The organism is Brachybacterium rhamnosum (genome assembly GCF_039526185.1).
Taxonomy (GTDB): Bacteria; Actinomycetota; Actinomycetes; order Actinomycetales; family Dermabacteraceae; genus Brachybacterium; species Brachybacterium rhamnosum.
In genome coordinates, this window is sequence record NZ_BAAAIS010000002.1 from 1723223 (window position 1) to 1747788 (window position 24566).

Below are 24566 nucleotides of genomic sequence, written 5' to 3' on the forward strand. Positions count from 1 at the left end.
TCAGTGGTCGGTGCGCGGGGCGGCCCCCGCCGCCTCGTCGGTGCCCGCCGCGCCGTGCTCGGACGATCCGCCGTGCTCCTTGTTGCCGAAGGGCAGCACGTGCAGCACCGCGACGATGATCGCGCCCCACACGAGCCCCAGCACGAAGCTGAAGAACGTGTTGACCAGCCAGGCGAGCGCCGCGCCCACGCCCGGGACGCCCGCGACGGCCTCCTCGAGGTGGTGGACCAGGCCGTAGGGCTGGGCGAGACCGAAGGTGTGCAGGCCCTCGAGGATGATGTGGCCGCCCACCCACAGCATGGCGACCATGCCGACGTAGCTGATGGCGGTCATGACCACCGGCATCGCCCGCACCAGCGCCTCGCCGAGCTTCTGGCTGCCCTTGCGCTCGCGGCGGGACAGGGCCAGCCCCACGTCGTCCATCTTCACGAGCAGCGCGACCGCGCCGTAGACGGCGACCGTCATGAGGATGCCGACGGAGGCGAGGATGATCGCGCGCATCCAGATCGAGTCCGCGTCGATCGAGTTCATGGAGATCACCATGATCTCCGCGGAGAGGATGAGGTCCGTGCGCACGGCGCCGGAGACGATCCCCTTCTCCGAGTCCGCCCCCTTCGCCGCGGCGGGCTGCTCCTCGTGCTCGGCGCCGGAGACGAGCTCCCAGACCTTCTCCGCGCCCTCGAAGCACAGGTAGGTGCCGCCGATCATGAGGATCGGGGTGAGCGCCCACGGCGCGAGCCACGAGAGCAGCAGCGCGATCGGCAGGATGATCACGAGCTTGTTGATGAACGAGCCCCGGGCGATCCGCCAGATGATCGGCAGCTCGCGGGAGGGATTCAGCCCCTTCACGTACTGCGGGGTGACGGCGGCGTCGTCGATGACCACGCCGGCCGCCTTCGCGGACGCCTTCGCGCTCGCGGCGGCGACGTCGTCCGTGCTCGCGGCCGCCATCTTCGCGATCGCGGCCACGTCGTCGAGCAGTGCAGCCAGGCCTCCGGCCATGCGGGTCCCCCTCGGGAGTCGTCGTGCGCCGGCCCAGCTGGTCGCGGCGGCGGCTCAGGGCCACAGCGTAGTCGGTCGCCCGGCCGTAGGCTTGTCCGCGCTGCGCGCCGCCGGGGACGGCGGGGCGACGAGGAGCAGGAGGAGCGGGAGCCGATGCGGAAGTGGTCCGGGGTCACGTCCCTCGCGGTGGGGATCTTCGTGCTCATCACGATCGAGGAGCTGCCGATCGGCGTGCTCCCAGTGATGTCCGCGGAGCTCGGCATCCCCGAGGGGGTCGCCGGTCTCGCGGTCACCGTGCCCGGTCTCGTCGCGGCCGCGACCTCCGTGACGACCCCCGTCCTCGTGCGGGGCCTGGACCGCCGGCTCGTGCTGGTCCTCGCGCTGCTCTGCGTCGCGGCCTCCGCCCTGCTGACCGTCCTCGCCCCGGGCTTCGGCGTGGTCCTCGTGGCGCGGGTCCTCGCCGGGGTGTCGATCGGCCTGTACTGGGCGGTGCTGCCGATCGTCGCCGTGGGGCAGGTGGACCCCGCCCGGCACGCGACCGCCCTCACCCTCGCCTTCAGCGGCACCGGCGGCGCGCTCGTGCTCGGGGTCCCGCTCGCCACCTGGATCGGCACCCACCTGGGCTGGCGGGAGGCCTTCGCGGTGGTCGGCGCCGCCGCGCTCGTCATGGCGCTGCTCGTCGCGGTGCTCGTGCGGCCCGTGCGGGCGGCCGTCCCCGTGACCCCGGCGATGATGCGGGAGGCCGCGCGCGGTCGCGGGGTGCGCCACGCCGTCGGCCTCACGCTCCTGCTGATCGTCGCCCAGTTCGCCACCTACAGCTACGTGAGCCCGCTGCTGCAGGAGGCGGGGGTGCCGCTCGGGCGCACGGGCCTGCTCCTGCTGCTCTTCGGGGTCGCGGGGATGATCGGGAACGTCGCGATCGCCCCGGTGATCCGCCGCCGCGGCGCGCCGACCGCCGTGCTCGTCGTCGCCGCAGGGCTCACGCTCTCCCTGCTCGCGGTCGCGGTGCTGCTGCGCACCCCCGTCGCGGCCGTGCTCCTGCTGCCCGCGTGGGGGCTCTTCGCGGGGGCCGCCTCCGTCACCATCCAGTCCTTCGTGGACTCCGAGGCCGGGGCGCGCGTCGAGGAGGGCACGGCGCTGAACAGCGCGGCCTTCAACGTCTCGATCGCGCTCGGCGCCGCCCTCGGCGGGATCCTCCTGGAGACCGCGGGCCGTACCGGCATGCTCGCCGTCTCGGTGCTCCTCGGCGCCGCGGGCACCGCGCTCGTCGCCCGCTACCGGGCCCGGACCGGGCCCCGCACGGCCTAGAGCACCCGGAAGCCCGACGGGGGAGCGGCGTGCGGTGCCCGCACCGTCACCTCGGTGCGTGCGACCCGCGCCGACGGCGGCCCGTGGCCGAGCCAGTCCACGAGCGACGCGACCTCGGCGGCCGGCCCCTCGACGTCGGCCTCGACGGTGCCGTCGAGCAGGTTCCGCACCGTCCCCGCGACACCGAGGCGCTCCGCCTCCTGCGCGGTCGCCCAGCGGAAGCCGACGCCCTGCACCCGGCCGTGCACCCGCACGACCCGGCGCAGGGCGTCGTCACCGCTCATTCGTTGTCGCCGCCGGTGTCCGCGATGGTGCCCTTCCCGGCGTCGGCCTCGTCGGCGTTGTCGTCCCACTGCCAGCCGGCGACCTCGGGGAGGTCCTCCCCGTGGGCGTAGGCGTGGGCGCGGGCGCGGATCCGCTCGTCCGCCATCCGCTGGCGCAGCCCGGCGGAGCGGGTGCCCAGGCCGTCCACGCGGTCGATCACGTCCATCACCAGGTGGAAGCGGTCGGTGTCGTTGCGCATGAGCATGTCGAAGGGCGTGGTGGTGGTGCCCTCCTCCTTGTAGCCGCGCACGTGGATCCGGCCGTTCCGGTCGTGGCGGTAAGCGAGGCGGTGGATGAGCCAGGGGTAGCCGTGGTAGGCGAACACGACGGGCACGTCCGTCCCGAAGATCCCGTCGAAGTCCTTCTCGGAGAGCCCGTGCGGGTGCTCGGAGTCGTCCTGCAGGCGCATCAGGTCCACGACGTTGACCACCCTCACCTTCAGCTCGGGCATCTCCTCGCGCAGGATCCGCGCGGCCGCGAGCACCTCGATGGTGGGGATGTCCCCGGCGCACGCGAGCACCACGTCCGGCTCCACGCCCTCGACCTCGGTGCCGGCCCAGTCCCAGATGCCCAGGCCGCGCGTGCAGTGCAGCACGGCCTCCTCCATCGTGAGCCAGTTCGGGTTCGGCTGCTTCCCGGCCACCACCACGTTCACGTACTGTCGCGAGCGCAGGCAGTGGTCGTAGGTGGACAGCAGCGTGTTGGCGTCCGGCGGCAGGTACACCCGCACGATCTCCGCCTTCTTGTTGACCATGTGGTCGATGAAGCCGGGATCCTGGTGGCTGAAGCCGTTGTGGTCCTGCCGCCACACGTGCGAGCTGAGCAGGTAGTTCAACGAGGCCAGCGGCCGGCGCCACTCGATCTCGTTGGTGACCTTGAGCCACTTCGCATGCTGGTTCACCATCGAGTCGACGATGTGGATGAACGCCTCGTAGGAGGAGAACAGGCCGTGGCGCCCGGTGAGCAGGTAGCCCTCGAGCCATCCCTGGCACTGGTGCTCGGAGAGCATCTCCATCACGCGGCCGCTGCGCGCCAGGTGCTCCTCGAGGTCCTCGGGCACGAAGTCCGCGTTCCACTGCTTGTCCGTCACGTCGTAGACGGCCTGCAGACGGTTCGAGGCGGTCTCGTCGGGACCGAAGATCCGGAAGTTGTCCGGGTTCTGCGCCACCACGTCCCGCAGCCAGTCGCCCAGCACGCGGGTGGGCTCGGAGACGCTACCGCCCGGGCGGGGGACGTCCACCGCATAGTCCTGGAAGGCCGGCAGACGCAGGGCGCGCAGCACCGCGCCGCCGTTGGTGATGGGGTTGGCGGACATCCGGTGCGTCCCCGTCGGCGCCGCCGCGGCGATCTCCGGTCGCAGGGCGCCGTCCTCGTCGAACAGCTCCTCCGCCCGGTAGGAGCGGAGCCAGGCGTCGAGGTCCGCGAGGTGCTCGTCGGTGTCGCGGGCGCTCGCGAGCGGCACCTGGTGCGAGCGCCAGGACCCCTCGGTCTTCTTCCCGTCGATCTGCTTCGGGCCGGTCCAGCCCTTGGGGGTGCGGAAGACGATCATCGGCCACGCGGGGCGCTCGTACTCCCGCCCGGCCTCCGCCGCCGCGGCGGCCTCCGCCTTGATCGCGGCGACCCGGTCCAGCACCTCGTCCAGCAGGGCGGCGAAGCGGGCGTGGGTCTCGAGCGGGTCCTCGTCGTCGAACCCGCCGGTGAACACGAACGGCTCGTGCCCGTAGCCGCGCATGAGCGCCTCGAGCTCCGCGTCCCCGATCCGTGACAGCACGGTCGGGTTGGCGATCTTGTAGCCGTTCAGGTGCAGGATCGGCAGCACGACCCCGTCGGAGTGAGGGTTGACGAACTTGTTCGAGTGCCACGAGGTGGCCAGCGGACCGGTCTCCGCCTCGCCGTCGCCCACCACGGTGAAGGCGATCTGGTCGGGGTTGTCGAACATCGCGCCGTAGGCGTGCGAGAGGGCATAGCCCAGCTCGCCGCCCTCGTGGATCGAGCCCGGCGTCTCCGGTGCCACGTGGGAGGGGATGCCGCCCGGGAAGGAGAACTGCGTGAACAGGCGCTTGAGCCCGGCCTCGTCCTGCGTGATCGCCGGGTACGTCTGCGTGTAGGTGCCCTCGAGGTAGCTCGCCGCCACCAGCCCCGGGCCGCCGTGACCGGGGCCGGTCACGAAGATCGCGTTGAGGTCGCGCTGCGCGATCGCCCGGTTCGCATGGGCGTAGAGGAAGGTCAGGCCCGGGGTGGTGCCCCAGTGACCCAGCAGGCGCGGCTTCACGTGGTCCCGGGTGAGGGGGGTGCGCAGCAACGGGTTGTCCATGAGGTAGATCTGCCCCACGGAGAGGTAGTTCGCGGCGCGCCACCAGGCGTGGAGAGCGGTCAGCTCCTCCGTCGAGGGTGCGTGGGACGGAGAGTTCGGCCAGACGGTAGCGGTGTTCATGGTGCCTTCCTGGAGCCGGGGACCGGAAGCGGGCGGGAAGCGTCCGCGTCGCCAACGCTACGGCTCGAGGACGGTGAGGGGGAAGGCCTTCGGTCCCGGCGCCCTCCTCGCTCAGCGCGGGGCGATGACCGGCTCGCCGTCGGCCCCGCGGTGCATGACCTCCCGGCCGGACTGCCACACGCGCAGGGTCCGGTTCCGGACGTCGAGCGGATCGCCCTCCCAGAGCACGAGATCCGCCTCCTTGCCCACCTCGAGGCTGCCCACGCGGTCGTCGATCCCGAGCACCCGCGCAGGGTGCAGGGTGATCGCGGCGAGGGCGTCCGCGGGGTCCATGCCGTGCTTGACCGCGAGCGCCGCCTGGTGCACGAGGAACTCGATCGGCACCACCGGGTGGTCGGTGATGATCGAGACCTCCACCCCGGCGCGGGTGAGGATCCCCGGCGCGGCGGGGGTGCGGCGGCGCACCTCGACCTTCGAGCGGGAGACGATCAGCGGCCCGTACAGCACGGGCACCCCGGCGGCGGCGACCCGGTCGGCGATGAGGTGCGCCTCGGTGCCGTGGTCGAGCACGAGGTCGTAGCCGAACTCCTCGGCCAGGCGCAGCGCGGTGGCGATGTCGTCGGCCCGGTGGGAGTGCTGGCGCCACGGGATCTCGCGAGCGAGCACCCGCGCGAGCGCCGCGGAGACGAGGTCCACGTCCCGCTCCTCGGGGTCCTCCGCCGCCCAGGCGCGCGCCTTCGCGAGCGCCGTGCGGATCGTCAGCGCGACCCCGAGCCGCGTCGACGGGGTCTGCTTCTTCTCCCCGTACACCCGCTTGGGGTTCTCGCCGAGCGCCGCCTTCAGCCCCGAGGGCTCGCGCAGCACCATTTCGTCGACCACACGGCCGTGGGTGCGCAGGGCCACCGCGAGACCGCCGATCGGGTTCCCCGAGCCGGGGTTGACGTTCACGGCGGTGACGCCGCCGGTGATCGCGTCGTCGAAGCCGAGGTCCAGGGGGTTGATCGCGTCGATCGCGCGGGCCGCGGCCATCACCGGATCGGTCATCTCGTTGGTGTCGTCCCCGGCCCAGCCCTCGCCCTCCTCGTGCACGCCGAGGTGCACGTGCGCGTCCACGAGCCCCGGGGTGAGCCAGGCGCCCGCGGCGTCGAGCACCTCCGTCCCGGGCGGCGGGGCCACGCCCGCGCCGAGCGCCGCGATCCGTCCGTCCTCGACGATCACGGTGCCATCCACGGCGGGGGAGGAGACGGGCAGGAGGCGGGCGTTCGTGATCGCGAGGGTGCTCATCCCCGCACCCTTCCCCGGGGCGCGTCGCAGGTCAAGCGGGGTGAGCGCCCGTGACTAGAGTGTGCCCATGTCAGCGAAGAAGCAGAAGGACACGGAGGACCCTCCCCGCGGGGTGCTCATCGAGCCGGGCTGGACGGGCACCGTCCGCGACATCGATCCGCGCTCCACCCCGGGTTTCGACGGGAAGAAGAAGGACGGCCAGCAGCGGCTCACGGAGCTCGACGCCCCGATCGACGAGCTGCAGGAGCGGCTGTACGCCCAGTCCCGCGCGACCGGCGAGGGCCCCTCGGTGCTGCTCGTCGTGCAGGGCATGGACACCTCCGGCAAGGGCGGCATCATGCGCCACGTCGTGGGCGGCGTGGACCCGCAGGGCGTGCAGATCACCGGCTTCAAGGCACCCACCCGGGCGGAGAAGCGCCACGACTTCCTCTGGCGCATCCGCAAGCGCGTGCCCGGCCCCGGCATGATCGGCGTCTTCGACCGCTCCCACTACGAGGACGTGCTCATCCACCGCGTGCACGGCTGGGCCGACGGCAACGAGATCCGCCACCGGTACGCCGCGATCAACGCCTTCGAGAAGGAGCTCGTCGAGGCCGGGACGACGGTCGTCAAGGTCATGCTCCACCTCTCCCACGCGGAGCAGGGCGAGCGGCTCATGGAGCGGCTCGAGCGCCCGGACAAGCACTGGAAGTACAACCCCGGCGACGTCGACGAGCGGCTGCGCTGGGAGGAGTACATGGACGCCTACGACAAGGCGCTCGCGGCGACCTCCACCGAGGCGGCCCCTTGGCACGTGGTCCCCGCGGACCGCAAGTGGTACGCCCGCATCGCCGTCCAGCAGCTGCTGCTCGACGCCCTGCAGGGGATCGACCCGCAGTGGCCCGCGGCGGACTTCGACATCCGCGGCGAGCTCGAGCGTCTCACGGCGACCCTCGACTGACGGGTCCGGGCAGGGCGGGCGCGGAGCCGGCTTGAGGTTCCCCCGCACGGGGGTGAGGATGGGGGCATGGCTTCCATCACCTTCAAGAACACCCCCGTGACCACCGTCGGTGAGCTCCCCGCCGTCGGCTCCGCCCTGCCCGCCTTCGAGCTCGTGGGCCAGGACCTCGCCCCCGTCTCGAGCGCGGACCTCGCCGGCAAGCGCATCGTGCTGAACATCTTCCCGTCGCTCGACACCGGCACCTGCGCCCTGTCCGTGCGCGCCTTCAACGAGATCGCCGCCGGCCTCGAGGACACCGTCGTCGTCTGCGCCTCGAAGGACCTCCCCTTCGCGCAGGCCCGCTTCTGCGGCGCCGAGGGCATCGAGAACGTCGTCACCGGCTCCGCCTTCCGCTCCTCCTTCGGCGAGGACTTCGGCGTCACCATGCAGGACGGCCCGCTCGCCGGCCTGCTCTCCCGCGCGGTCGTCATCGCCGACGCCGACGGCACCGTCACCTACACCGAGCAGGTGGCCGAGGTCTCCGAGGAGCCCGACTACGAGGCCGCGAAGGCCGCCCTCGCCTGACATGGAGATCGATCTCGAGCGCGTGCGGGACGTGCTGGACGACGGCGGCGCCGCGGCCGGCACGTCCCGCGTGCTCGTGGACCGACTGTGGCCGCGCGGGGTGAAGAAGGAGCGCCTGGCGCACGACGAGTGGGACAAGGACGCGGCCCCCTCGACGGACCTGCGCCGTGCCTTCCACTCCGGCGAGCTCGACGTCGAGGAGTTCGCCGCGCGCTACCGGCGCGAGCTCGACCGGAGCGGCGCCGCCGCTGACCTGCTCGAGCGCGCACGGAGCGCCGGTGTCTCCAGGATCACGCTGCTGTACGCGGCGAAGGACGTGGAGAAGAACCACGCGCAGGTGCTGCGCCAGGCGCTCCTCGACGTCGAGCGCGGCGAGGACGGCTGAGAGATCGGTCCGCGCAGGGGACCGGGACCTCGGTCCATCGACTCTCCCGCGCACCCTCCTACCGTGGAGGTGCCACGGCGTCCCCCGCCGCGGTCCCCCGGAAGAGATCAGGAAGGACCACCCATGGCCGAGGACGTCTCCGCAGCGCGGCCCCTGCAGCCCCGTCTCGACACCGCCCGTCGCCTGAGCCCCGAGCACGAGGAGATCGTCCGCGCGACGCTCCCCGCCGTCGGCGCGAACATCGCCGAGATCGCCGCGACCTTCTACCGCCGCATGTTCGCGGCCCGGCCCGAGCTGCTCGCCGACACCTTCAACCGCGGGAACCAGGCGCAGGGTGCCCAGCAGAAGGCGCTCGCCGCCTCCGTCGCCAGCTACGCGACGATCCTCGTGGCCCCCGAGGGGCCGAGCCCGAGCGAGATGCTCGGCCGCATCGGCCACAAGCACGCCTCCCTCGGCATCGTCGAGGACCAGTACGGCATCGTCCACGAGCACCTCATGGCCGCGATCGGTGAGGTCCTCGGTGAGGCCGTCACCGAGCCCGTTGCCGCGGCCTGGTCCGCCGTCTACTGGCACATGGCCGAGACCCTCATCTCCTTCGAGAAGGACCTCTACGCCGCTGCCGGCGTCGAGCCCGGCGACGTGTTCCGGGAGGCCGTCGTGGCGACGCGGGTCGAGGAGAGCAGCGACGTCGCGAGCTTCGAGCTGATCTCCCCGGCCGGCGGCGCACCGCTGCCGGACTTCGTGCCCGGGCAGTACGTCACCGTCGGGGTGCGCCTGCCCGACGGGGCCCGCCAGCTGCGCCAGTACTCCCTCTCCGACGTCCCCGGCGGTGGCCGCTGGCGGATCTCCGTGCGCCGTGTCGACGCGGTCGACGCCGACCCCCGCGGTGAGGTCTCCACCTGGCTGCACGAGAACGTGGCCGTCGGTGACCGCCTCCAGGTCACCCTGCCGTTCGGTGATCTCGCCTTGGACACGGACTCCGACGCACCGGTGGTGCTCGTCTCCGCCGGCATCGGGGCGACCCCGATCCTCGGAATGCTCCGGTACCTGGCCGTGCACCAGCGCGGACGCCGTGCGATCGTCCTGCACGCCGACGCGGACGCCCGCGACGCGGCTCTCGTCGACGAGCTCGCTCGCACCGTCGCCGGTCTGCCGCCCTGCACGAACTCCCAGCTCGACCTCTGGTTCGCCGCGGGCTCCGCTGAGCACGTGCCCGGCGGCGCCCCGGATCCCCGGATCACCGTGCACGAGGGCCGCATGGCGCTCGCCGGCGTACCGCTGCCCGAGGACGCCGAGATCTACCTCTGCGGCGGCAGCGGGTTCCTGAAGGATCTGCGTGACCAGCTGCGCGCGGCCGGGGCCGACGAGGAGCGGGTGCACTTCGAGCTGTTCTCCCCGAACGACTGGCTGCTGCCGGCCTGAGGACGCCCCGGTGCCCGCCCCGACCCCCGGTGCGGGCACCGCATCCGTCCACGCCGGACCCGTGAGAGCGCCCGTCACGCCCGGCGGTAGGGTCGTCCCTCGTGGATCCCCTCTCCCTGCTCGTCCTGCTGATCATGGGCACCCTCGCGGGCGCCATCAACGCGGCCGTGGGCTCGGGGTCCCTGCTGACCCTCCCCGTGCTGCTGGCCCTCGGGATCCCGCCGGGCACGGCCGTGCGCACGAACACGATCGGCATCCTCTTCTCGACGATCGGCTCCGTCACCGGATACCGCCGCGAGATCGCCGCCGAGGGCCGCGCGCTGGTCCCGCTGATCGTCACGACGGCCGTGCTCGCCGCGACCGGCTCCGTGCTGCTGCTGCTCTCGCCCTCGGACGCGCTCGACGTGGTGGTGCCCGTCCTCATCGTGCTCGCGCTGCTGCTCGTCGTCCTCCAGAAGCCCATCACCCGGGCGATCGCCGCCCGACGCGCCGGCCGCGTAAGCGCGGAGCACTTCGGCAGCCCGTACCGCTCCCCGGCGCTGCTCGCCGCGATGGGCGGCGCCTCCGTCTACGGCGGGTACTTCACCGCCGCCCAGGGGATCCTCTACCTCGGCGTGCTCGGCGCCATCACGGGCAGGCCGATGGGCGAGGTCAACCACGTGAAGAACCTCGCGAGCCTCGTGGTCAACGCCGCCGCGGCCACGGTCTACCTCGTGGCGCACGTCGTGCTCGGCGTCGAGATCGTGTGGATCGCGACCGCCGCGATCGCCGTGGGCGCCCTGCTGGGCGGCTACTTCGGCGCGCACCTGGCGAAGAAGCTGCCCGAGGGCGTGCTGCGCGGGATCATCGTCCTCGTCGCGATCGTGGCCCTCGTGCGGCAGGTGCTCTGAGCCCCGAGCCCGCCCCTCCGGCGGCGCTCACCGAAGGAAGGGCAGGACCTCCGCCAGCACGGGCTCCGCGGGGCTGAGCGTGCCGCCGTGGGTGCGGCCCGGCAGCTCCACGAAGCGGGCCCCGGGGATCACCGCGGCGGACTCCCGGGACTCCTCGCAGCGCGGGTGGTCGTCCCCGCCGGCCATCCACAGCGACGGGACCGCGAGCGCGCACAGGTCCTCCTCGGGGATCGCGGGGGTCGCATCGGTCGCGGCGAGCAGGGCCGCCATCGCGGCCGGGTCCGCGGCGAGGAACGCCGCCCGGGTCGCCGCCCCCCGGCGGGAGGTGACCTCGGGGCCCAGGCCCTGCTCGGCGCAGAACTCCTCCATGCCGTGCTCGCGCACCGAGTCGATCACGCCCGGGTAGAACACCTGGTCGACGGCGCCGTGCTGGGCGGCAGCGCTCCCGCCGAGGCTCACCAGGCGGGTCACCCGTTCCGGGTGGCGCAGCGCCGCGGTGAGCGCGACCCTCGCGCCGAGCGAGTAGCCCACGAGCGCGGCACGGTCGATCCCCTCCGCGTCGAGCACGGCGATGAGGTCGGCGACGAAGGCGTCCTGGGTGTACGCGGCGGGATCGTCGGGCTTCCCGGAGCGGCCGTGGCCGCGGAGGTCCACCCGGATCACCCGGTGCTCCGCCGCGAGCGGGGCGAGGTAGCCGAGGCCCCGCCAGATCGCGCGGGAGAGCACCGATCCGTGCAGCAGCACCACCGGCGATCCCGCGCCGGTCACGTCGTAGCGCAGGTCGATGCCGTCGACGGGGGAGGGGATGACGGGCACGGAGGATCCTTCCGGGACGGACCTGCCGGCCGGCCCGAGGGGCCGGCCGGCAGGCCTGAGGGGAGCGGGCGGTCAGAGGGCCGCGGCGATCTCCTCGAGGATGCGGTTGAAGGTCGCCGAGGGGCGCATGACGGCCGCGACCTTCTCGGGGTCCGGGCGGTAGTAGCCGCCGATGTCCGCGGGGGAGCCCTGCACGGCGAGCAGCTCCGCGGCGATGGTCTCCTCGCCCTCGGTGAGCTCCTTCGCGATCGGCACGAAGGCCGCCTGCAGCTCCTTGTCCTCGCTCTGCTGCGCCAGCTCCTGCGCCCAGTGCAGGGCGAGGTAGAAGTGGCTGCCGCGGTTGTCGATCGTGCCGAGCTTGCGCTGCGGCGACTGGTCGGCGTTCAGCAGCGTCTCGGTGGCCCGGTCCAGGGCGTCCGCGAGCACCGCCGCGCGCGGGTTATCCGCCGTGCGGGAGAGGTGGCGCAGGGACTCCGCGAGGGCGAGGAACTCGCCGAGGCTGTCCCAGCGCAGGTAGTTCTCCTCGACGAGCTGCTGCACGTGCTTGGGGGCGGATCCGCCGGCCCCGGTCTCGAAGAGGCCGCCGCCGGCCATGAGCGGCACCACGGAGAGCATCTTGGCGCTCGTGCCGAGCTCCATGATCGGGAAGAGGTCCGTGAGGTAGTCGCGCAGCACGTTGCCGGTCACGGAGATCGTGTCCTCGCCGCGGCGCACCCGCTCCAGGGTGTGCTTCGTCGCCGCGACCGGGTTCAGGATCCGGATGTCGAGGCCCTCGGTGTCCTCCTCGGCGAGGTACGCCTCGACCTTCGCGATGAGGTTGCGGTCGTGGGCGCGGGACTCGTCGAGCCAGAACACGGCCGGCATGCCGGAGAGCCGCGAGCGGCGCACGGCGAGCTGGACCCAGTCGCGGATCGGGGCGTCCTTCGCCTGGCAGGCGCGGAAGATGTCCCCGGCCTCGACGTCGTGGCTCATGAGCACGGCGCCGGAGGCGTCGCGCACCTCGACCTTCCCGGCGGCGTCGAGCTCGAAGGTCTTGTCGTGGGAGCCGTACTCCTCGGCCTTCTGCGCCATGAGGCCCACGTTGGGGACGGTGCCCATGGTGGTCGGGTCGAAGGCGCCGTTGGCCTGGCAGTCCTCGATCGTCGCCTGGTAGACGCCCGCGTAGGAGGAGTCGGGGATGACGGCGAGGGTGTCCTGCTCGGCGTCGTCCGCGTTCCACATGTGGCCCGAGGTGCGGATCATCGCGGGCATGGAGGCGTCGACGATGACGTCGGAGGGGACGTGGAGGTTGGTGATGCCCTTGGCGGAATTCACCATGGCGAGGGCGGGGCCGTCGGCGAGGTCCTGCGCGACGGCGGCCTTGACGCCCTCGCGGGTCGCCTCGTCGAGCGCCTCCACGCCGGAGAGGATGCCGGCGAGGCCGTTGTTGGCGGAGAGCCCGGCCTCGGCGAGCACGTCGCCGTACTGCGTGAAGAGCGTTGGGAAGAAGGCGCGGACGACGTGCCCGAAGATGATCGGGTCGGAGACCTTCATCATCGTGGCCTTGAGGTGCACGGAGAACAGCACGCCGTCGGCCTTCGCGGCGGCGATCTGCTCCTGGAGGAAGGCGTCGAGCGCGGCGGCGTGCAGGACGGTCGAGTCGACGACCTCGCCGGCGAGCACGGGCAGCTCCGCCTTGAGGACGGTCTCGGCGCCGTCGGCGGCAACGTGGAGGATCGAGAGGGTGTCCTCCTCCTCGAGGACCACGGACTGCTCGGAGTCGCGGAAGTCCTGGCCGTCCATCGTGGCGACGCGCGTGCGGGAGTCCGCGCTCCAGGCGCCCATGCGGTGGGGGTGGGTCCTCGCGAAGTTCTTCACGGCGAGCGGGGCGCGGCGGTCGGAGTTCCCCTCGCGCAGCACCGGGTTCACGGCGGAGCCCTTGACCGCGTCGTAGCGGGCGCGGGCGTCCTTCTCGGCCTCGGTCTCGGGGTTGTCCGGGTAGTCGGGGAGGTCGATCCCCTGGCCCTGCAGCTCGGCGATCGCGGCCTTCAGCTGCGGCACCGAGGCGGAGATGTTGGGCAGCTTGATGATGTTCGCCTCGGGGGACTTCGCGAGGTCGCCGAGTTCGGCGAGGGCGTCCGCCTCCCGCTGGTCCTCGGGCAGGAGGTCGCCGAAGGCCGCGACGATGCGGCCCGCGAGCGAGATGTCCCGGGTGGCGACGTCGATCCCGGCGGTGGTGGAGAACGCCTCGAGGATCGGCAGGAACGACGCCGTCGCCAGCATCGGCGCCTCGTCGGTATGGGTGTAGATGATGCGCGCCATGGTGTCGGGGGGCTCCCTCGGGTCGACGTGGCAGATGTCTTGACGTCAAGACTAATCGACAGCGCCTGGGCGGGGCCTCGGCGCCCGTCGGTCCGGACATGCCCACGGTACGGGAGCGGAGGAGCACGCGGGAGGGCTCGGCCGGGACCGAGGGCCGGGCTCCTCGGCCGGGCACCGGGCGCCGCTCCTAGACTGGCGCCCATGCCTGATCCCGCTCCCTTGCTCTCCGTCCTCGACCTGCGCGAGCGCAGCCTCAGCGCCGCGGAGCTCAGCGCCGCGCTGCCCCGCGCCGAGCTCGACGTCGAGGCCGCCGCCGCGGCGGTGCGCCCCGTCGTCGAGGACGTCGCCGCCCGCGGCGCCGCCGCCGTGCTCGACGCCTCCGAGCGCTTCGACGGGATCCGGCCGGAGCATCTGCGCGTGCCCGCCGCCGCGATCGAGCAAGCCCTCGCGGAGCTCGACCCGGCGATCCGCACCGCCCTCGAGGAGTCGATCGCGCGCGTGCGCGCCGTGGACTCCGCCCAGCGCCGGCCCGACGAGCGCGTCGAGGTGGTCCCCGGCGGCACCGTCACCCAGCGCTGGGTGCCCGTGCGCCGCGTGGGCCTGTACGTGCCGGGCGGCCGCGCCGTGCTCCCGAGCTCCGTGATCATGAACGTCGTCCCGGCGCAGGTCGCCGGGGTGCGGCAGATCGTCCTCGCCTCCCCGCCGCAGAAGGAGCGCGGGGGCCTCCCGGACCCCACGATCCTCGCCGCGTGCGCGCTGCTCGGCGTCACCGAGGTGATCGCCGCGGGCGGCGCCCAGGCGATCGCCCTGCTCGCCCACGGCGCGGAGGACCTCGGCGACGGCCGCGGCCTCGACGCGGTGGACATGATCACCGGTCCCGGCAACGTCTACGTCGCCGCCGCGAAGCGCCTCGTGCGCGGGCGGGTCGGCATCGACGCGGAGGCCGGCCCCACGGAGATCGCGATCCTCGCGGACGCCGAGGCGCACCCCGCCTACGTCGCCGCGGACCTCATCTCCCAGGCCGAGCACGACCCGATGGCCGCGAGCGTGCTCGTCACCGATGCGCCGGAGCTCGTCGACGCCGTCGAGGCGGAGCTCGCGGAGCAGGTCGCGCAGGCCCCTCGCGCCGATCTGATCGCCGAGGCGCTGCGCGGCGAGCAGAGCGGCGTCGTGCTCGTGCGGGACGTCGAACAGGGGATCGAGGTCGTCGACTCCTACGGCGCCGAGCACCTCGAGATCCACACCGCGGAGGCCGCCGAGGTGGCCGCCCGGGTCACGAACGCGGGCGCCGTGTTCGTGGGCCCGCACGCGCCGGTGAGCCTCGGCGACTACGCGGCCGGCTCCAACCATGTGCTGCCCACCGGCGGCAGCGCGCGGTTCGGCGGCGGGCTCGGCGTGCAGACCTTCCTGCGCGGGATCCACGTCGTCGACTACGACGAGGCCGCGCTGAAGAGCGCCCGGCACGCCGCGACCACGCTCGCCGCCGCCGAGGGGCTGCCCGCGCACGGGCGCGCGATCGACATCCGCTTCGAGCGCTGAGCAGGGCGGGGGCGAGGCGCCCTCGCCGCTCCGGAGCGGTCCGGAGAATTCGGACACCTGACACAGGGTCGGGGAGTTGTGGGCTCCCCGGCCCTGCGCTACCGTTGCCGATTGATGTAAGCGCTTCCATACGTGAGGCGCCGGCGCCGCGGGCCCCTCCCGACGGCGCCCCGGACGAAGGAGTCACCATGGATCGCCTCTCCCGCCGCGCGTTCACCGGCCTCGGCGTCACCGCCACCGCCGCCCTCGCCGCCTCCTGCGGCCGGCCCGACGCCGGCACCTCCGCCGGCGCCTCCGCGAGCGCCGAGCCCCTCGTCGACGGTCCCGCGACCGGCAGCCTCACCGTCTGGGCCATGGGCGCCGAGGGCGAGAAGCTCCCCGAGCTGCTCAAGGGCTTCCAGGAGCAGAACCCCGACGTCACCGTCGAGGTCACCCCCGTGCCCTGGGACAGCGCGCACGACAAGTTCACCTCCGCGATCGCCGCCGGCACCGCCCCCGACGTCGCCCAGGTGGGCTCCACCTGGATGGCCGAGTTCGTGGGCCTGGACGCCCTCGAGCCCACCCCCTCCGAGATCGCGACCGACGACTACTTCGCCGGCGCGATCGACTCCGTCACCGTCGACGGCACCGTCTACGGGGTGCCCTGGTACGTCGAGACCCGCGTCGTCTTCTACCGCAAGGACCTCGCCGAGAAGGCCGGCATCACCGAGCCGCCCACCGACTGGGAGGGCCTGCTCGCCCTCGCCCAGGCCTTCCAGCAGAAGGCCGACGCCACCTGGGGCATCGCCCTCCAGCCCGGTGGCCAGGGATCCTGGCAGAGCCTCATGCCGCTCATCTGGTCGAACGGCGGCAACGTCGTCGACGAGGCCAGCACCGCGTTCACCTTCGAGTCCGCCCCCAACGAGGAGGCGCTCGCCTACTACCAGTCCTACTTCACCGAGAAGGTCGCCAACCCCGCCCCGGCGGACGGCGTCACCGAGCAGGACTTCGTCTCCGGCTCGGTCCCCATGTTCATCTCCGGCCCGTGGATGATGAGCGCCGTCGAGGCGCTCGGCGGGGGCGGCTTCGCCGACAAGTACGGCGTCTTCGTCATGCCGCAGAAGGAGACCAGCGCGAGCTTCCTCGGCGGCGCGAACCTCGGCGTCTTCCAGGGCACGAAGAACCGCGACGCCGCCTGGAAGCTCGTCCAGCACCTCTCCACCCCCGAGGTGCAGGTCGAGTGGTTCGGCCTCTCCACGGACCTCCCCTCCCTCCAGAAGGGCTGGGAGGACAAGGCCGTCGCCGCGAACGAGAAGTTCGAGGTGTTCCGGAAGCAGCTCGACACCGCCCTCGCCCCGCCCGTCATCGGCACCTGGGAACAGGTCGCCGCGAAGTTCGACGCGCAGATCGAGGAGGTCTGCAAGAACGGCCTCGCCCCCGCGGACGCGCTGGCGACCACCCAGTCCGAGGCCCAGGGCATCGGCACCGGGGCCTGAGATGACGAGCTCCACCGCGCCGGCGCCGGCCTCCGCCTCCGCCCCCGCCCGCCGCCGCTCGCGCCGCGGCGGTGCGGAGGCCCGGGCCGGGCTGCTGCTGGCCCTGCCTTTCGTGGTCCTCTTCCTCGTGTTCACGGCCTGGCCGGTGCTGCAGTCGATGATCATGTCCTTCACGGACATGCGGATCTCCGACATCCGCAGCCCCTTCGCCGTGAACTTCGTGGGCCTGCAGAACTACCTCACCGCCTTCGAGGACCCGGTGTTCCGCCGCGCGGCCCTCAACACCGCCGTCTTCGTGCTGCTCGGCGTGCCGCTGACGATCATCGCCGGGCTCGCCGCCGCGATCGCCCTGGACAAGGGCGTCGGGAAGCTCCGGGCCGTGTTCCGGGTCGGCTTCTACACCCCCGTCATCACCTCGATCGTCGCGGTCGCCGTGGTCTGGCGCTTCCTCCTCCAGCCCGAGAACGGCCTCGTCAACACCGTGCTCGGCTGGGTCGGGATCGACGGCCTGCACTGGCTCGGCGACCAGCGCACCGCGCTGCTCTCGCTGGTGATCATGGCGGTGTGGCGCAACTTCGGCACCTCGATGGTCATCTTCCTCGCGGGCCTGCAGGCCGTGGACCGCCAGCTCCACGAGGCCGCCGCGCTCGACGGCGCGAACGCCTGGCAGCGCTTCCGCAGCATCACGGTCCCCTCGATCCGCCCCACGCTGCTCTTCGTGCTCGTGACGACGTCGATCGGCTACCTGCAGTTCTTCGAGGAGCCCTTCGTCATGACGAACGGCGGGCCGCTCAACTCGACGATCTCCGCCTCGATGTACACCTACAGCCAGTTCGGCTTCGGCAACTACGGGGTCGCGGGCGCCATGGCGTACCTGACCTTCCTCGTCATCGCGATCGTCACCCTCGTCCAGTTCCGCCTCATGAGGGAGAAGTGATGATCGAACGTCGCCGCCCCGTCCTGACGTACATCGTCCTCACCGTCTTCCTGCTCCTGGTCATCACGCCCTTCGTGTGGATGATCCTCGGCAGCCTCAAGACCCAGGGGGAGCTGCTGCGCACCCCGCCCACCTGGTGGCCCGAGCAGCCCACGCTGGACAACTTCCGCCGCCTGTTCGAGCGGCCCTTCGGGCGCTACTTCACCAACTCCGCCGTCGTCGCCGTGGTCGTCACCGCCGGCAACCTCGTGCTCAGCTCGATGTTCGGCTACGCCCTCGCGCACCTGCGCTTCCCGGGCAAGCGGATCCTCTTCGGCATCGTGCTCGCGTGCCTCATGATCCCGGGACTCGTCACCTTCATCCCGCAGTACGTGCTCGTGGTGAACATGGGGCTCGCCAACACGATCCCTGCGCTGATCCTGCCGTTCCTCGTGCAGCCGTTCAGCGTGTTCCTCATGCGCCAGTTCTTCCTCGGCATCCCGCGCGAGCTGCTCGAGGCGGGACGGATCGACGGCGTGGGGGAGATCGCGATCTTCTTCCGGATCTACCTCCCGCTCGCGGGCCCCGCCTTCGCGACCCTCGGGATCCTCACGTTCCTGGGCTCCTGGAACAACTTCCTGTGGCCCCTCGTGGTCTCCTCCTCGGAGAGCACGTACACCCTGCCCGTCGCCCTCGCCCTCATCTCGACCGGTCAGAACGAGACGGACTACGGGCTGCTGCTCGCGGGCGCCACGCTCATCGTGCTGCCGATCCTCGTGGTCTTCCTCTTCTTCCAGCGTCACTTCATCCAGGGCATCGCCACGACCGGCATCAAGTGACCCCCCGGGGCCGACGGGGACCCCGTCCCCGTCGGCCCCGGTCGTCGGCCCCCGGGCCGGCACCCGGTCGTCCGGCCCCGGGCGACCGTCCGTCCCCTCCGGCAGCAGGACCCGCCGGTGCACCACCCCAGACGACGACGTCGAAGGAGCACCCCGTGCACGCCGCATCCCCCCGCCCCGACCGCCGCCCCGCCTTCCCCTGGCAGGGCACCGACCGCGCCGCGCCCGGACCGGGCCGTTCCGAGCGCGCCCACGCCGCCCCCGGGCGCCTCACCCGCCGGGGCATGCTCGGCGCCGTCCCGCTGCTCGGCGCCGGGGGAGCCCTCGTCGCCGCGGCGCCCGCCTCGGCCGCTCCCCCCGCACCCGCGGCACCGGCCGCCCCCCGCGCGGAGGAGCAGGAGCGGACCCTGCGCCGCTGGGCCGCGGACACCTGGCGCTCCCTCGACGCCATGACCCACCCCGGCACCGGCCTCGCCGCGGACAACATCGGCGCGGACCTCGCCACCGGCTCCGGCTACACCTCGCCCACGAACATCGGCGGCCTGCTGTGGTCCACGCTCGTGGCCCGCGAGCTGGGACTCATCACCCCCGGCGAGTCCCGCCGCCGCGTCGCCCGCACGCTGCGCACCCTCGCCGCGATGGAGCGCCACGAGCCGTCGGGCATGTACGTCAACTGGTACGACGAGGCCGACGGGTCGATCCTGCGCACCTGGCCCGGCTCCGGCGACGTGGTCGTCCCCTTCGTCTCGAGCGTCGACATGGGCTGGCTGGGAGCCGCCCTGCACGTCGTCGCCGAGGCGGACCCCTCGAACCGTCGCGCCGCCCGCGCGCTCACCGACGCCATGCGCTGGGACGTGTTCCTGGACCGCGAGGTCGAGGCGCAGCCCGGGCAGGTCGTCGGCGGGTTCTGGCTCGAGGACCCGTCCCGGGACGGCGTCACCGCCTCCGCCCCCTGGAACGGCGTGGGCGGCGAGGACGTCTGGTACCACGCGACCCACCACTACGACACGGCCGTCTCCGAGGCGCGCATGGTCACCTACCTCGGGATCGCCGCGGGGCAGCTCCCCGCCGGCGTCTACTTCACGACCTTCCGCACCTTCCCGCCGGACTGGACCTGGCCCGAGACGGCGCCGGTCGGAGAGTGGGCCACGTACGAGGGCGTCGACGTCTTCGAGGGCGCGCACCCCTACCGCGGCATGCACGTCGTGCCGGGCTGGGGCGGCTCCATGTTCGAGGAGCTCATGCCGGATCTCTTCGTCCCCGAGGCGGAGTGGGCCCCGGACAGCTGGGGCGTGAACCACCCGCTCCACGTGCGCGCCCAGCGCGAGCACGCGCTCGACGAGGCCGGCTACGGCTACTGGGGCTTCTCCCCGTGCTCCGAACCGCACGCCGGGTACCGCGAGTACGGCGTCGACGCGCTCGGGCTGAACCCCACCGGCTACTTCTCCGACGCCGCCGGCACCGACTGGCACGCCGGCGAGGACTATCCCCGCGGCCTCGACGGGGTCGTCACCCCGCACGCCGCGGCGCTGGCCCTCCAGTACGAGCCCGAGGCCGCCTTCGCGAACCTCTCCCGGATCGAGACGGAGCTCGGCGCCTACGGGGAGGGCGGCTTCCACGACGCCGTTGCCGTGGACACGGGCGTGCGCGCGGAGCGGCACCTCTCCCTGGACCAGTCGATGATCATGGGGGCGCTCGGCAACGTGCTGCTCGGCGGGATCCTCCACGACTGGTTCGGGACGCCCGCCGTCGAGGAGGCGCTGCGACCCGTCATCGCGCAGGAGCGCTTCGGCGCAGCGGGCTGACCTCGCCCCGCTGTGGGGTCGTGGCGCCTCTCAGCCGCCGAGGACCCGCAGGTCGATCGTGATCCGCCGCGCCGCGCCGTCCTCCCGGCGGTCGACGGTGAGCAGGACGCGGTCGCCCTGCGCGGGCCGGCTCGCCGCGGCCTCCTCCGGCGGGAGGTGCAGCGGCGGTCCGGTGACGGAGGCCGGATCGACGTCCACGACCCAGCGGTGGCACCGCCACGGCGGGCCGGGGGTGCCGTGCGGGGCGGCCTCGTGCTCGCCCTCGTCGCGGAGCGTCGTGACGAGCGCGCCGCGGCCGAGGGTGAGGGACGGCGAGAGCAGCCACAGCCGGGCGAGCTCGTTCCGGCCGGTGACGTCGAGCTCGACCCCGGCGGGGTCGTCCTCGACGGTCACCGTCGTGGTCGCGTCGACCGCCGCGGCGGTGACGGCGGGGAAGGCGATGATCCCGTGACCGCCCTCGTCCACCTCCTCGGGAGACAGGGCGCGATCGCGGCGCGTGTCGCCGGTGTCGACGCAGAACTCGCCGTGCAGCACGGGGCGCCTCAGGCGGTGGGCTCGGGCTCCACGGGGGCGGGGCGGCGCTCGGCGCGGGTCGCCCACAGGGCGACGGCGCGCCAGCCGAGCATGAGCACCCCGGTGAAGATGGCGGAGACGATCACGAAGGACACCTCGGTGCCCGCCCCGAAGAGGGTGCGCACGGCCATCGCGGTGACGATCGTGATCGCCCAGATCATCACGCCGTGCGGCCACAGCCGGAACGGGTGCCGCCAGGCCCGCAGCACGAGGTGCCCCAGCAGGGTGCCCAGCGCGTAGGGCCAGCCCACCTGGGCGATGTTCTCCATGGAGAGCGAGAGGTCGTGCTGGAACAGACCGATCGCCACGAACAGCAGGATCACGAGGAGATCGGCCACCAGGGCACCGAAGGAGCGGAACATCCCCCCAGGGTAGCCACGTGCCCGGTGCGGGGACGGGGACGGAGGGCCCCGCACGGTGTGGGACGTGCCGCATCGCGCGGCGGCGACGGGGCCCGGACGACCCCCTCCGCACGGCCGGTGGACCTCTACCATGGAGCCATGCCCGTCGACACCCCTCAGGACCAGGCCGTGCCTGCGTCCCTCTCCAGCACGGCGCGCCCCGGCATCCCGGCGCGACGCGACGACCTCGCGGGGGAGGAGCCCTACGGCGCTCCCCAGATCGACGTGGCCCATCTGCTAAACGTCAACGAGAACCCCTTCGGGCCCTCGGCCGCGCTCGCCGCGGACATGGGCGCCGCGGTCGCCGAGGCCGCCGCGGGCCTGCACCGCTACCCGGACCGCGAGTTCACGGCCCTGCGCGAGGACCTCGCGGCCTATCTCGCCGCCGAGTCCGGCATCCCCGCCCCGCCGGCGGAGGCCGTGTGGGCCGCGAACGGCTCCAACGAGGTCATGCACCAGCTGCTGCTCGCCTACGGCGGGCCCGGGCGCACGGCTCTCGGCTTCACCCCGCACTACTCGATGTACCCCGAGTACGCGCGGGACACCTTCACCCGCTGGGTCACCGCGGAGCGCGGCCCCGCCCCGGACTTCGCCCTCACCGCCGCGCAGGTCACCGCGGCGATCGCCGAGAACCGGCCGCAGATCCTCGTGCTCACGAGCCCCAACAACCCCACCGGCACCGCCCTCGACCCCGCCGTCGTGCGCGCCGCCGCGGAGGCCATGCTCGCCGCGGGCGGGCTGCTCGTCGTCGACGAGGCCTACGGGGAGTTCCGCCGCGACGGCGTCCCGAGCGCCCTCGAGCTGCTGCCCGAGTTCGCGAACCTCGTCGTCACCCGCACCATGTCGAAGGCCTTCGCGCTCGCCGGCGGCCGGATCGGCTACCTCGTCGCGGATCCCGCGATCGTGGACGGCGTGCGGATCGTGCGCCTGCCCTACCACCTCTCCGCCGTCACCCAGGCCGTCGCCCGCACCGCCCTCGCCCACCGCGAGGAGCTGCTCTCCCAGGTGGCGACGCTGCGGGAGGAGCGGGACGTGCTCGCCGCCCATCTCGCGGAGCGCGGCCACGTCGTCGCCCCGTCGGACGCCAACTTCATCTTCTTCCAGCCCCTCCTGCGCACCGCCGCGGACCGCCACGCGGTGTGGCAGGCGCTGCTCGATCGCGACGTGCTGATCCGCGAGGTGGGGCCGCAGCCCTGGCTCCGGGTCTCGATCGGCACCCCGGAGGACAACGCCGCATTCCGCACCGCCCTCGAGGAGGCAGACCCCCGATGACCACCGCCCCCGCGCGTCCCGCGCGCACCGCGAGCATCACCCGCACCACCCGCGAGTCGAGCATCGAGCTGAGCCTCGACCTCGACGGCACCGGCCAGGTGGACGTGTCCACCTCCGTGCCCTTCTTCGACCACATGCTCACCGCGCTCGGCACCCACGCGCGCTTCGACCTCACCGTGCGCGCCACCGGCGACACCCACATCGACGTGCACCACACCGTCGAGGACACGGCGATCGTGCTGGGCCAGGCGCTGCGCGAGGCGCTCGGCGACAAGAAGGGCATCGCCCGCTTCGGCGACGCGATGGTCCCGCTCGACGAGGCGCTCGCGCAGGCCGTCGTGGACCTCTCCGGCCGCCCCTACTGCGTGCACACCGGGGAGAGCGAGGCCCAGGCCCTGCACCTCATCGGCGGCCACTTCACCGGCTCGCTGACCCGCCACGTGCTCGAGTCCATCGCCCACCACGCCGCGATCTGCCTGCACGTGCGCGTGCTCGCCGGCCGCGATCCCCACCATGTCGTGGAGGCCCAGTTCAAGGCACTCGCCCGTGCGCTCCGCGCGGCCTGTGCCTTCGACGACCGCGTCCTCGACGTCCCCTCCACGAAGGGAGCCCTGTGACCACCGCCGACCGACCCGACCCCCAGCAGCCCGAGGAGAACCCCTCCGGCGACGGCTCCCACGACATCGACGCCGAGTTCGCGCGGCTCACCGCGGGCCTCGGCCTCGGCGACGAGCCGCTGACCGTCGACGACGTGCTCGCCGAGTCCGCCGAGGAGGAGCCCGCGATCGCCGTGGTCGCGACCTCCGTCGCCTCCGCGAAGGCGCTCGCGGGCGCGATCCGCCTGGGCCGCGAGGCCCGCACCGACGGGATCGACATCCCCGGCGGCACCCGCACCCTCGACACCGAGACCGGCGCGATCGCCGTGGGCGAGCTCAAGGAGCAGCCCGCCCACGACCTCGCCGCGATCACCTCCACCGCCCTGCAGCGCACCGGCCTGGTGCTCTTCTGGCGCCGCGGGGACCGCATGACCGCGACCCGCTACAAGGCGGGGGAGCGCGGCGAGGACGTCTCGCCCGCGATCGTGCTCGGCGCCGTCGCGGACGAGGTCGAGCAGCTGCTGCTGGGCGCCCTCACCCTCGACGAGCTCGGCGAGGGCATCGACCCCTCGACGCTCACGCGCAACGAGGCGCTCTCCTGGATCTCGAAGAAGAAGCGCTGATGACGACCGTTCCTGAGGTCGTGGTCCTCGACCACGGCTCCGGCAACGTGCGCTCCGTGGTGCGCGCCCTCGAGGCCGCCGATGCGCACGTGCAGCTCACCGCGGACCGCGAGGCGGCCCTCGCAGCCGACGGCCTCGTCGTCCCCGGCGTGGGCGCCTACGCGGCGACCATGGATCAGGTGCTCGCCGTGGGCGGCGACCGGATCGTCGAGCGCCGCCTCGCGGGCGGCCTGCCGGTGCTCGGCATCTGCGTGGGCCTGCAGATCATGTTCGCCGCCGGCACCGAGCACGGGGTGCGCAGCAAGGGCCTGGACCAGTGGCCCGGCGAGGTCACCCGGCTCGAGGCGGAGATCGTCCCGCACATGGGCTGGAACACCGTCGAGAGCCCCGAGGGCTCCGTCCTGTTCGACGGCGTCGCCGAGGAGCGCTTCTACTTCGTGCACTCCTACGCGGCCCGCAGCTGGGAGCTCGACAGCATCGGCCCCCTGACCCCGCCGCTGGTGACCTGGGCGGAGCACGGCGGCGACCGCTTCGTCGCCGCCGTCGAGAACGGCGCGCTCACCGCGACCCAGTTCCACCCCGAGAAGTCCGGCGCGGCGGGCGCGCGCCTGCTGCGCAACTGGCTCGCGGCCCTCCCGCGCCGCGGGGCCGGGGACGAGGGGACCGCCCCGTGATCCTCGCCTTCCTCATGCTCTTCGCGGGCGGCCTGCTGCTCGGCGGCGCCTGGTCCTTCCTCCGCTCGAAGAAGCCGCTGTGGTCCGTCATCGCCCTCGCGGTGGTGGGCCTGGTGTGCCTGGGCGTCTCGATCTGGCGCATCCAGACCGGCTGACCGCCGCCCCTGCCGCCCCACCGTTCCT

24 protein-coding genes are annotated in these 24566 nt (G+C 73.1%); 16 read left to right on the forward strand and 8 right to left on the reverse strand.

Annotated elements, in window-relative coordinates:
* The gene (locus ABD080_RS09855; RefSeq protein ID WP_343904550.1) at positions 1-1002 is read right to left on the reverse strand and encodes a DUF808 domain-containing protein; all 1002 of its coding nucleotides are present in this window, start codon (positions 1000-1002) and stop codon (positions 1-3) included.
* 153 nt (positions 1003-1155) lie between these two features.
* Here ABD080_RS09855 and ABD080_RS09860 point away from each other — a divergent pair, with 153 nt between their 5' ends.
* Positions 1156-2310 (forward strand): MFS transporter, encoded by a 1155-nt coding sequence (locus ABD080_RS09860; RefSeq protein WP_343904552.1) that lies wholly within the window; start codon positions 1156-1158, stop codon positions 2308-2310.
* Here the strand turns inward: ABD080_RS09860 and ABD080_RS09865 are convergent.
* The 3 genes from ABD080_RS09865 to ABD080_RS09875 form a co-directional block, all read right to left on the reverse strand.
* Complete coding sequence (locus tag ABD080_RS09865; protein ID WP_343904554.1) at positions 2307-2594, reverse strand: acylphosphatase; 288 nt, start codon at positions 2592-2594, stop codon at positions 2307-2309. The two genes, ABD080_RS09860 and ABD080_RS09865, sit on opposite strands and share 4 nt — an antisense overlap.
* Positions 2591-5068 carry a phosphoketolase family protein gene (locus ABD080_RS09870; protein ID WP_343904555.1) on the reverse strand — a complete coding sequence of 826 codons (2478 nt, stop codon included), beginning with the start codon at positions 5066-5068 and terminating at the stop codon, positions 2591-2593. Before ABD080_RS09870 ends, ABD080_RS09865 begins: the two co-directional genes overlap by 4 nt.
* Before the next feature lie 111 nt (positions 5069-5179).
* Positions 5180-6352: an amidohydrolase gene (locus tag ABD080_RS09875; protein WP_343904557.1), complete on the reverse strand. Its 1173-nt coding sequence runs from the start codon at positions 6350-6352 to the stop codon at positions 5180-5182.
* A gap of 67 nt (positions 6353-6419) precedes the next feature.
* Between ABD080_RS09875 and ABD080_RS09880 the strand changes: the two genes are divergently transcribed.
* The 5 genes from ABD080_RS09880 (at position 6420) to ABD080_RS09900 (ending at position 10553) form a co-directional block, all read left to right on the forward strand.
* Positions 6420-7292 carry a polyphosphate kinase 2 family protein gene (locus ABD080_RS09880; RefSeq protein WP_137770258.1) on the forward strand — a complete coding sequence of 291 codons (873 nt, stop codon included), beginning with the start codon at positions 6420-6422 and terminating at the stop codon, positions 7290-7292.
* A gap of 66 nt (positions 7293-7358) precedes the next feature.
* Positions 7359-7856 (forward strand): thiol peroxidase, encoded by a 498-nt coding sequence (tpx, locus tag ABD080_RS09885; RefSeq protein WP_137770259.1) that lies wholly within the window; start codon positions 7359-7361, stop codon positions 7854-7856.
* Position 7857: 1 nt separating this feature from the next.
* Complete coding sequence (locus ABD080_RS09890) at positions 7858-8241, forward strand: DUF488 domain-containing protein (RefSeq protein WP_343904560.1); 384 nt, start codon at positions 7858-7860, stop codon at positions 8239-8241.
* 123 nt (positions 8242-8364) lie between these two features.
* Positions 8365-9663 (forward strand): globin domain-containing protein, encoded by a 1299-nt coding sequence (locus ABD080_RS09895; RefSeq protein ID WP_343904562.1) that lies wholly within the window; start codon positions 8365-8367, stop codon positions 9661-9663.
* A gap of 101 nt (positions 9664-9764) precedes the next feature.
* A complete protein-coding gene (locus tag ABD080_RS09900; RefSeq protein ID WP_343904564.1) occupies positions 9765-10553 on the forward strand; it encodes a sulfite exporter TauE/SafE family protein in 789 nt (262 codons plus the stop codon).
* A gap of 27 nt (positions 10554-10580) precedes the next feature.
* Here the strand turns inward: ABD080_RS09900 and ABD080_RS09905 are convergent, their stop codons facing one another.
* Together ABD080_RS09905 and ABD080_RS09910 are read right to left on the reverse strand one after the other, a co-directional pair.
* The gene (locus ABD080_RS09905) at positions 10581-11369 is read right to left on the reverse strand and encodes an alpha/beta fold hydrolase (RefSeq protein WP_343904566.1); all 789 of its coding nucleotides are present in this window, start codon (positions 11367-11369) and stop codon (positions 10581-10583) included.
* 72 nt (positions 11370-11441) lie between these two features.
* A complete protein-coding gene (locus ABD080_RS09910; protein ID WP_343904568.1) occupies positions 11442-13670 on the reverse strand; it encodes an NADP-dependent isocitrate dehydrogenase in 2229 nt (742 codons plus the stop codon).
* Positions 13671-13871: 201 nt separating this feature from the next.
* Between ABD080_RS09910 and hisD the strand changes: the two genes are divergently transcribed.
* From hisD to ABD080_RS09935, 5 genes are all read left to right on the forward strand, one after another.
* Positions 13872-15209, forward strand: coding sequence for a histidinol dehydrogenase (gene hisD, locus ABD080_RS09915; protein WP_343904570.1), 1338 nt, complete (start codon positions 13872-13874; stop codon positions 15207-15209).
* Between the two features lie 188 nt (positions 15210-15397).
* Positions 15398-16684 (forward strand): sugar ABC transporter substrate-binding protein, encoded by a 1287-nt coding sequence (locus ABD080_RS09920; protein ID WP_343904572.1) that lies wholly within the window; start codon positions 15398-15400, stop codon positions 16682-16684.
* A gap of 1 nt (position 16685) precedes the next feature.
* Positions 16686-17621: a carbohydrate ABC transporter permease gene (locus tag ABD080_RS09925; protein ID WP_137770266.1), complete on the forward strand. Its 936-nt coding sequence runs from the start codon at positions 16686-16688 to the stop codon at positions 17619-17621.
* A complete protein-coding gene (locus ABD080_RS09930) occupies positions 17621-18439 on the forward strand; it encodes a carbohydrate ABC transporter permease (RefSeq protein ID WP_137770267.1) in 819 nt (272 codons plus the stop codon). Before ABD080_RS09925 ends, ABD080_RS09930 begins: the two co-directional genes overlap by 1 nt.
* Positions 18440-18723: 284 nt before the next feature.
* On the forward strand, positions 18724-20244 hold the full coding sequence (locus ABD080_RS09935; RefSeq protein ID WP_343904676.1) for a glucoamylase family protein: 1521 nt from the start codon (positions 18724-18726) through the stop codon (positions 20242-20244).
* A gap of 30 nt (positions 20245-20274) precedes the next feature.
* On the opposite strand, the gene ABD080_RS09940 is transcribed toward ABD080_RS09935, so the two are convergent.
* Together ABD080_RS09940 and ABD080_RS09945 are read right to left on the reverse strand one after the other, a co-directional pair.
* Complete coding sequence (locus tag ABD080_RS09940; RefSeq protein ID WP_137770268.1) at positions 20275-20778, reverse strand: hypothetical protein; 504 nt, start codon at positions 20776-20778, stop codon at positions 20275-20277.
* Between the two features lie 8 nt (positions 20779-20786).
* On the reverse strand, positions 20787-21179 hold the full coding sequence (locus ABD080_RS09945) for a DUF3054 domain-containing protein (RefSeq protein ID WP_137770269.1): 393 nt from the start codon (positions 21177-21179) through the stop codon (positions 20787-20789).
* 138 nt (positions 21180-21317) lie between these two features.
* On the opposite strand from ABD080_RS09945, the gene ABD080_RS09950 reads away from it, so the two are divergent.
* Genes ABD080_RS09950 through ABD080_RS09970 form a run of 5 tightly spaced genes read left to right on the forward strand, consistent with a single transcriptional unit; the run spans position 21318 to position 24538 of the window.
* The gene (locus ABD080_RS09950; RefSeq protein WP_343904575.1) at positions 21318-22490 is read left to right on the forward strand and encodes a histidinol-phosphate transaminase; all 1173 of its coding nucleotides are present in this window, start codon (positions 21318-21320) and stop codon (positions 22488-22490) included.
* Positions 22487-23107 carry an imidazoleglycerol-phosphate dehydratase HisB gene (gene hisB, locus ABD080_RS09955; RefSeq protein WP_343904577.1) on the forward strand — a complete coding sequence of 207 codons (621 nt, stop codon included), beginning with the start codon at positions 22487-22489 and terminating at the stop codon, positions 23105-23107. Before ABD080_RS09950 ends, hisB begins: the two co-directional genes overlap by 4 nt.
* Positions 23104-23709 (forward strand): hypothetical protein, encoded by a 606-nt coding sequence (locus tag ABD080_RS09960; protein ID WP_343904579.1) that lies wholly within the window; start codon positions 23104-23106, stop codon positions 23707-23709. The genes hisB and ABD080_RS09960 overlap by 4 nt, the downstream gene beginning before the upstream one ends.
* Positions 23709-24383 carry an imidazole glycerol phosphate synthase subunit HisH gene (hisH, locus tag ABD080_RS09965; RefSeq protein WP_343904581.1) on the forward strand — a complete coding sequence of 225 codons (675 nt, stop codon included), beginning with the start codon at positions 23709-23711 and terminating at the stop codon, positions 24381-24383. The genes ABD080_RS09960 and hisH overlap by 1 nt, the downstream gene beginning before the upstream one ends.
* Positions 24380-24538 (forward strand): hypothetical protein, encoded by a 159-nt coding sequence (locus ABD080_RS09970; protein WP_168198061.1) that lies wholly within the window; start codon positions 24380-24382, stop codon positions 24536-24538. Before hisH ends, ABD080_RS09970 begins: the two co-directional genes overlap by 4 nt.
* Positions 24539-24566: the final 28 nt, after the last annotated feature.

Bases quoted from the DNA above. Each gene is read 5' to 3' on its own strand.
- ABD080_RS09875 (WP_343904557.1), bottom strand. From the start codon at position 6,352: ATGAGCACCCTCGCGATCACGAACGCCCGCCTCCTGCCCGTCTCCTCC.
- ABD080_RS09870 (WP_343904555.1), bottom strand. From the start codon at position 5,068: ATGAACACCGCTACCGTCTGGCCGAACTCTCCGTCCCACGCACCCTCG.
- hisH (WP_343904581.1), top strand. From the start codon at position 23,709: ATGACGACCGTTCCTGAGGTCGTGGTCCTCGACCACGGCTCCGGCAAC.
- ABD080_RS09880 (WP_137770258.1), top strand. From the start codon at position 6,420: ATGTCAGCGAAGAAGCAGAAGGACACGGAGGACCCTCCCCGCGGGGTG.
- ABD080_RS09890 (WP_343904560.1), top strand. From the start codon at position 7,858: ATGGAGATCGATCTCGAGCGCGTGCGGGACGTGCTGGACGACGGCGGC.
- ABD080_RS09860 (WP_343904552.1), top strand. From the start codon at position 1,156: ATGCGGAAGTGGTCCGGGGTCACGTCCCTCGCGGTGGGGATCTTCGTG.
- ABD080_RS09945 (WP_137770269.1), bottom strand. From the start codon at position 21,179: ATGTTCCGCTCCTTCGGTGCCCTGGTGGCCGATCTCCTCGTGATCCTG.
- ABD080_RS09935 (WP_343904676.1), top strand. From the start codon at position 18,724: ATGCTCGGCGCCGTCCCGCTGCTCGGCGCCGGGGGAGCCCTCGTCGCC.
- ABD080_RS09925 (WP_137770266.1), top strand. From the start codon at position 16,686: ATGACGAGCTCCACCGCGCCGGCGCCGGCCTCCGCCTCCGCCCCCGCC.
- ABD080_RS09910 (WP_343904568.1), bottom strand. From the start codon at position 13,670: ATGGCGCGCATCATCTACACCCATACCGACGAGGCGCCGATGCTGGCG.
- ABD080_RS09920 (WP_343904572.1), top strand. From the start codon at position 15,398: ATGGATCGCCTCTCCCGCCGCGCGTTCACCGGCCTCGGCGTCACCGCC.
- hisD (WP_343904570.1), top strand. From the start codon at position 13,872: ATGCCTGATCCCGCTCCCTTGCTCTCCGTCCTCGACCTGCGCGAGCGC.
- ABD080_RS09950 (WP_343904575.1), top strand. From the start codon at position 21,318: ATGCCCGTCGACACCCCTCAGGACCAGGCCGTGCCTGCGTCCCTCTCC.
- ABD080_RS09895 (WP_343904562.1), top strand. From the start codon at position 8,365: ATGGCCGAGGACGTCTCCGCAGCGCGGCCCCTGCAGCCCCGTCTCGAC.
- ABD080_RS09855 (WP_343904550.1), bottom strand. From the start codon at position 1,002: ATGGCCGGAGGCCTGGCTGCACTGCTCGACGACGTGGCCGCGATCGCG.
- hisB (WP_343904577.1), top strand. From the start codon at position 22,487: ATGACCACCGCCCCCGCGCGTCCCGCGCGCACCGCGAGCATCACCCGC.
- tpx (WP_137770259.1), top strand. From the start codon at position 7,359: ATGGCTTCCATCACCTTCAAGAACACCCCCGTGACCACCGTCGGTGAG.
- ABD080_RS09865 (WP_343904554.1), bottom strand. From the start codon at position 2,594: ATGAGCGGTGACGACGCCCTGCGCCGGGTCGTGCGGGTGCACGGCCGG.
- ABD080_RS09930 (WP_137770267.1), top strand. From the start codon at position 17,621: ATGATCGAACGTCGCCGCCCCGTCCTGACGTACATCGTCCTCACCGTC.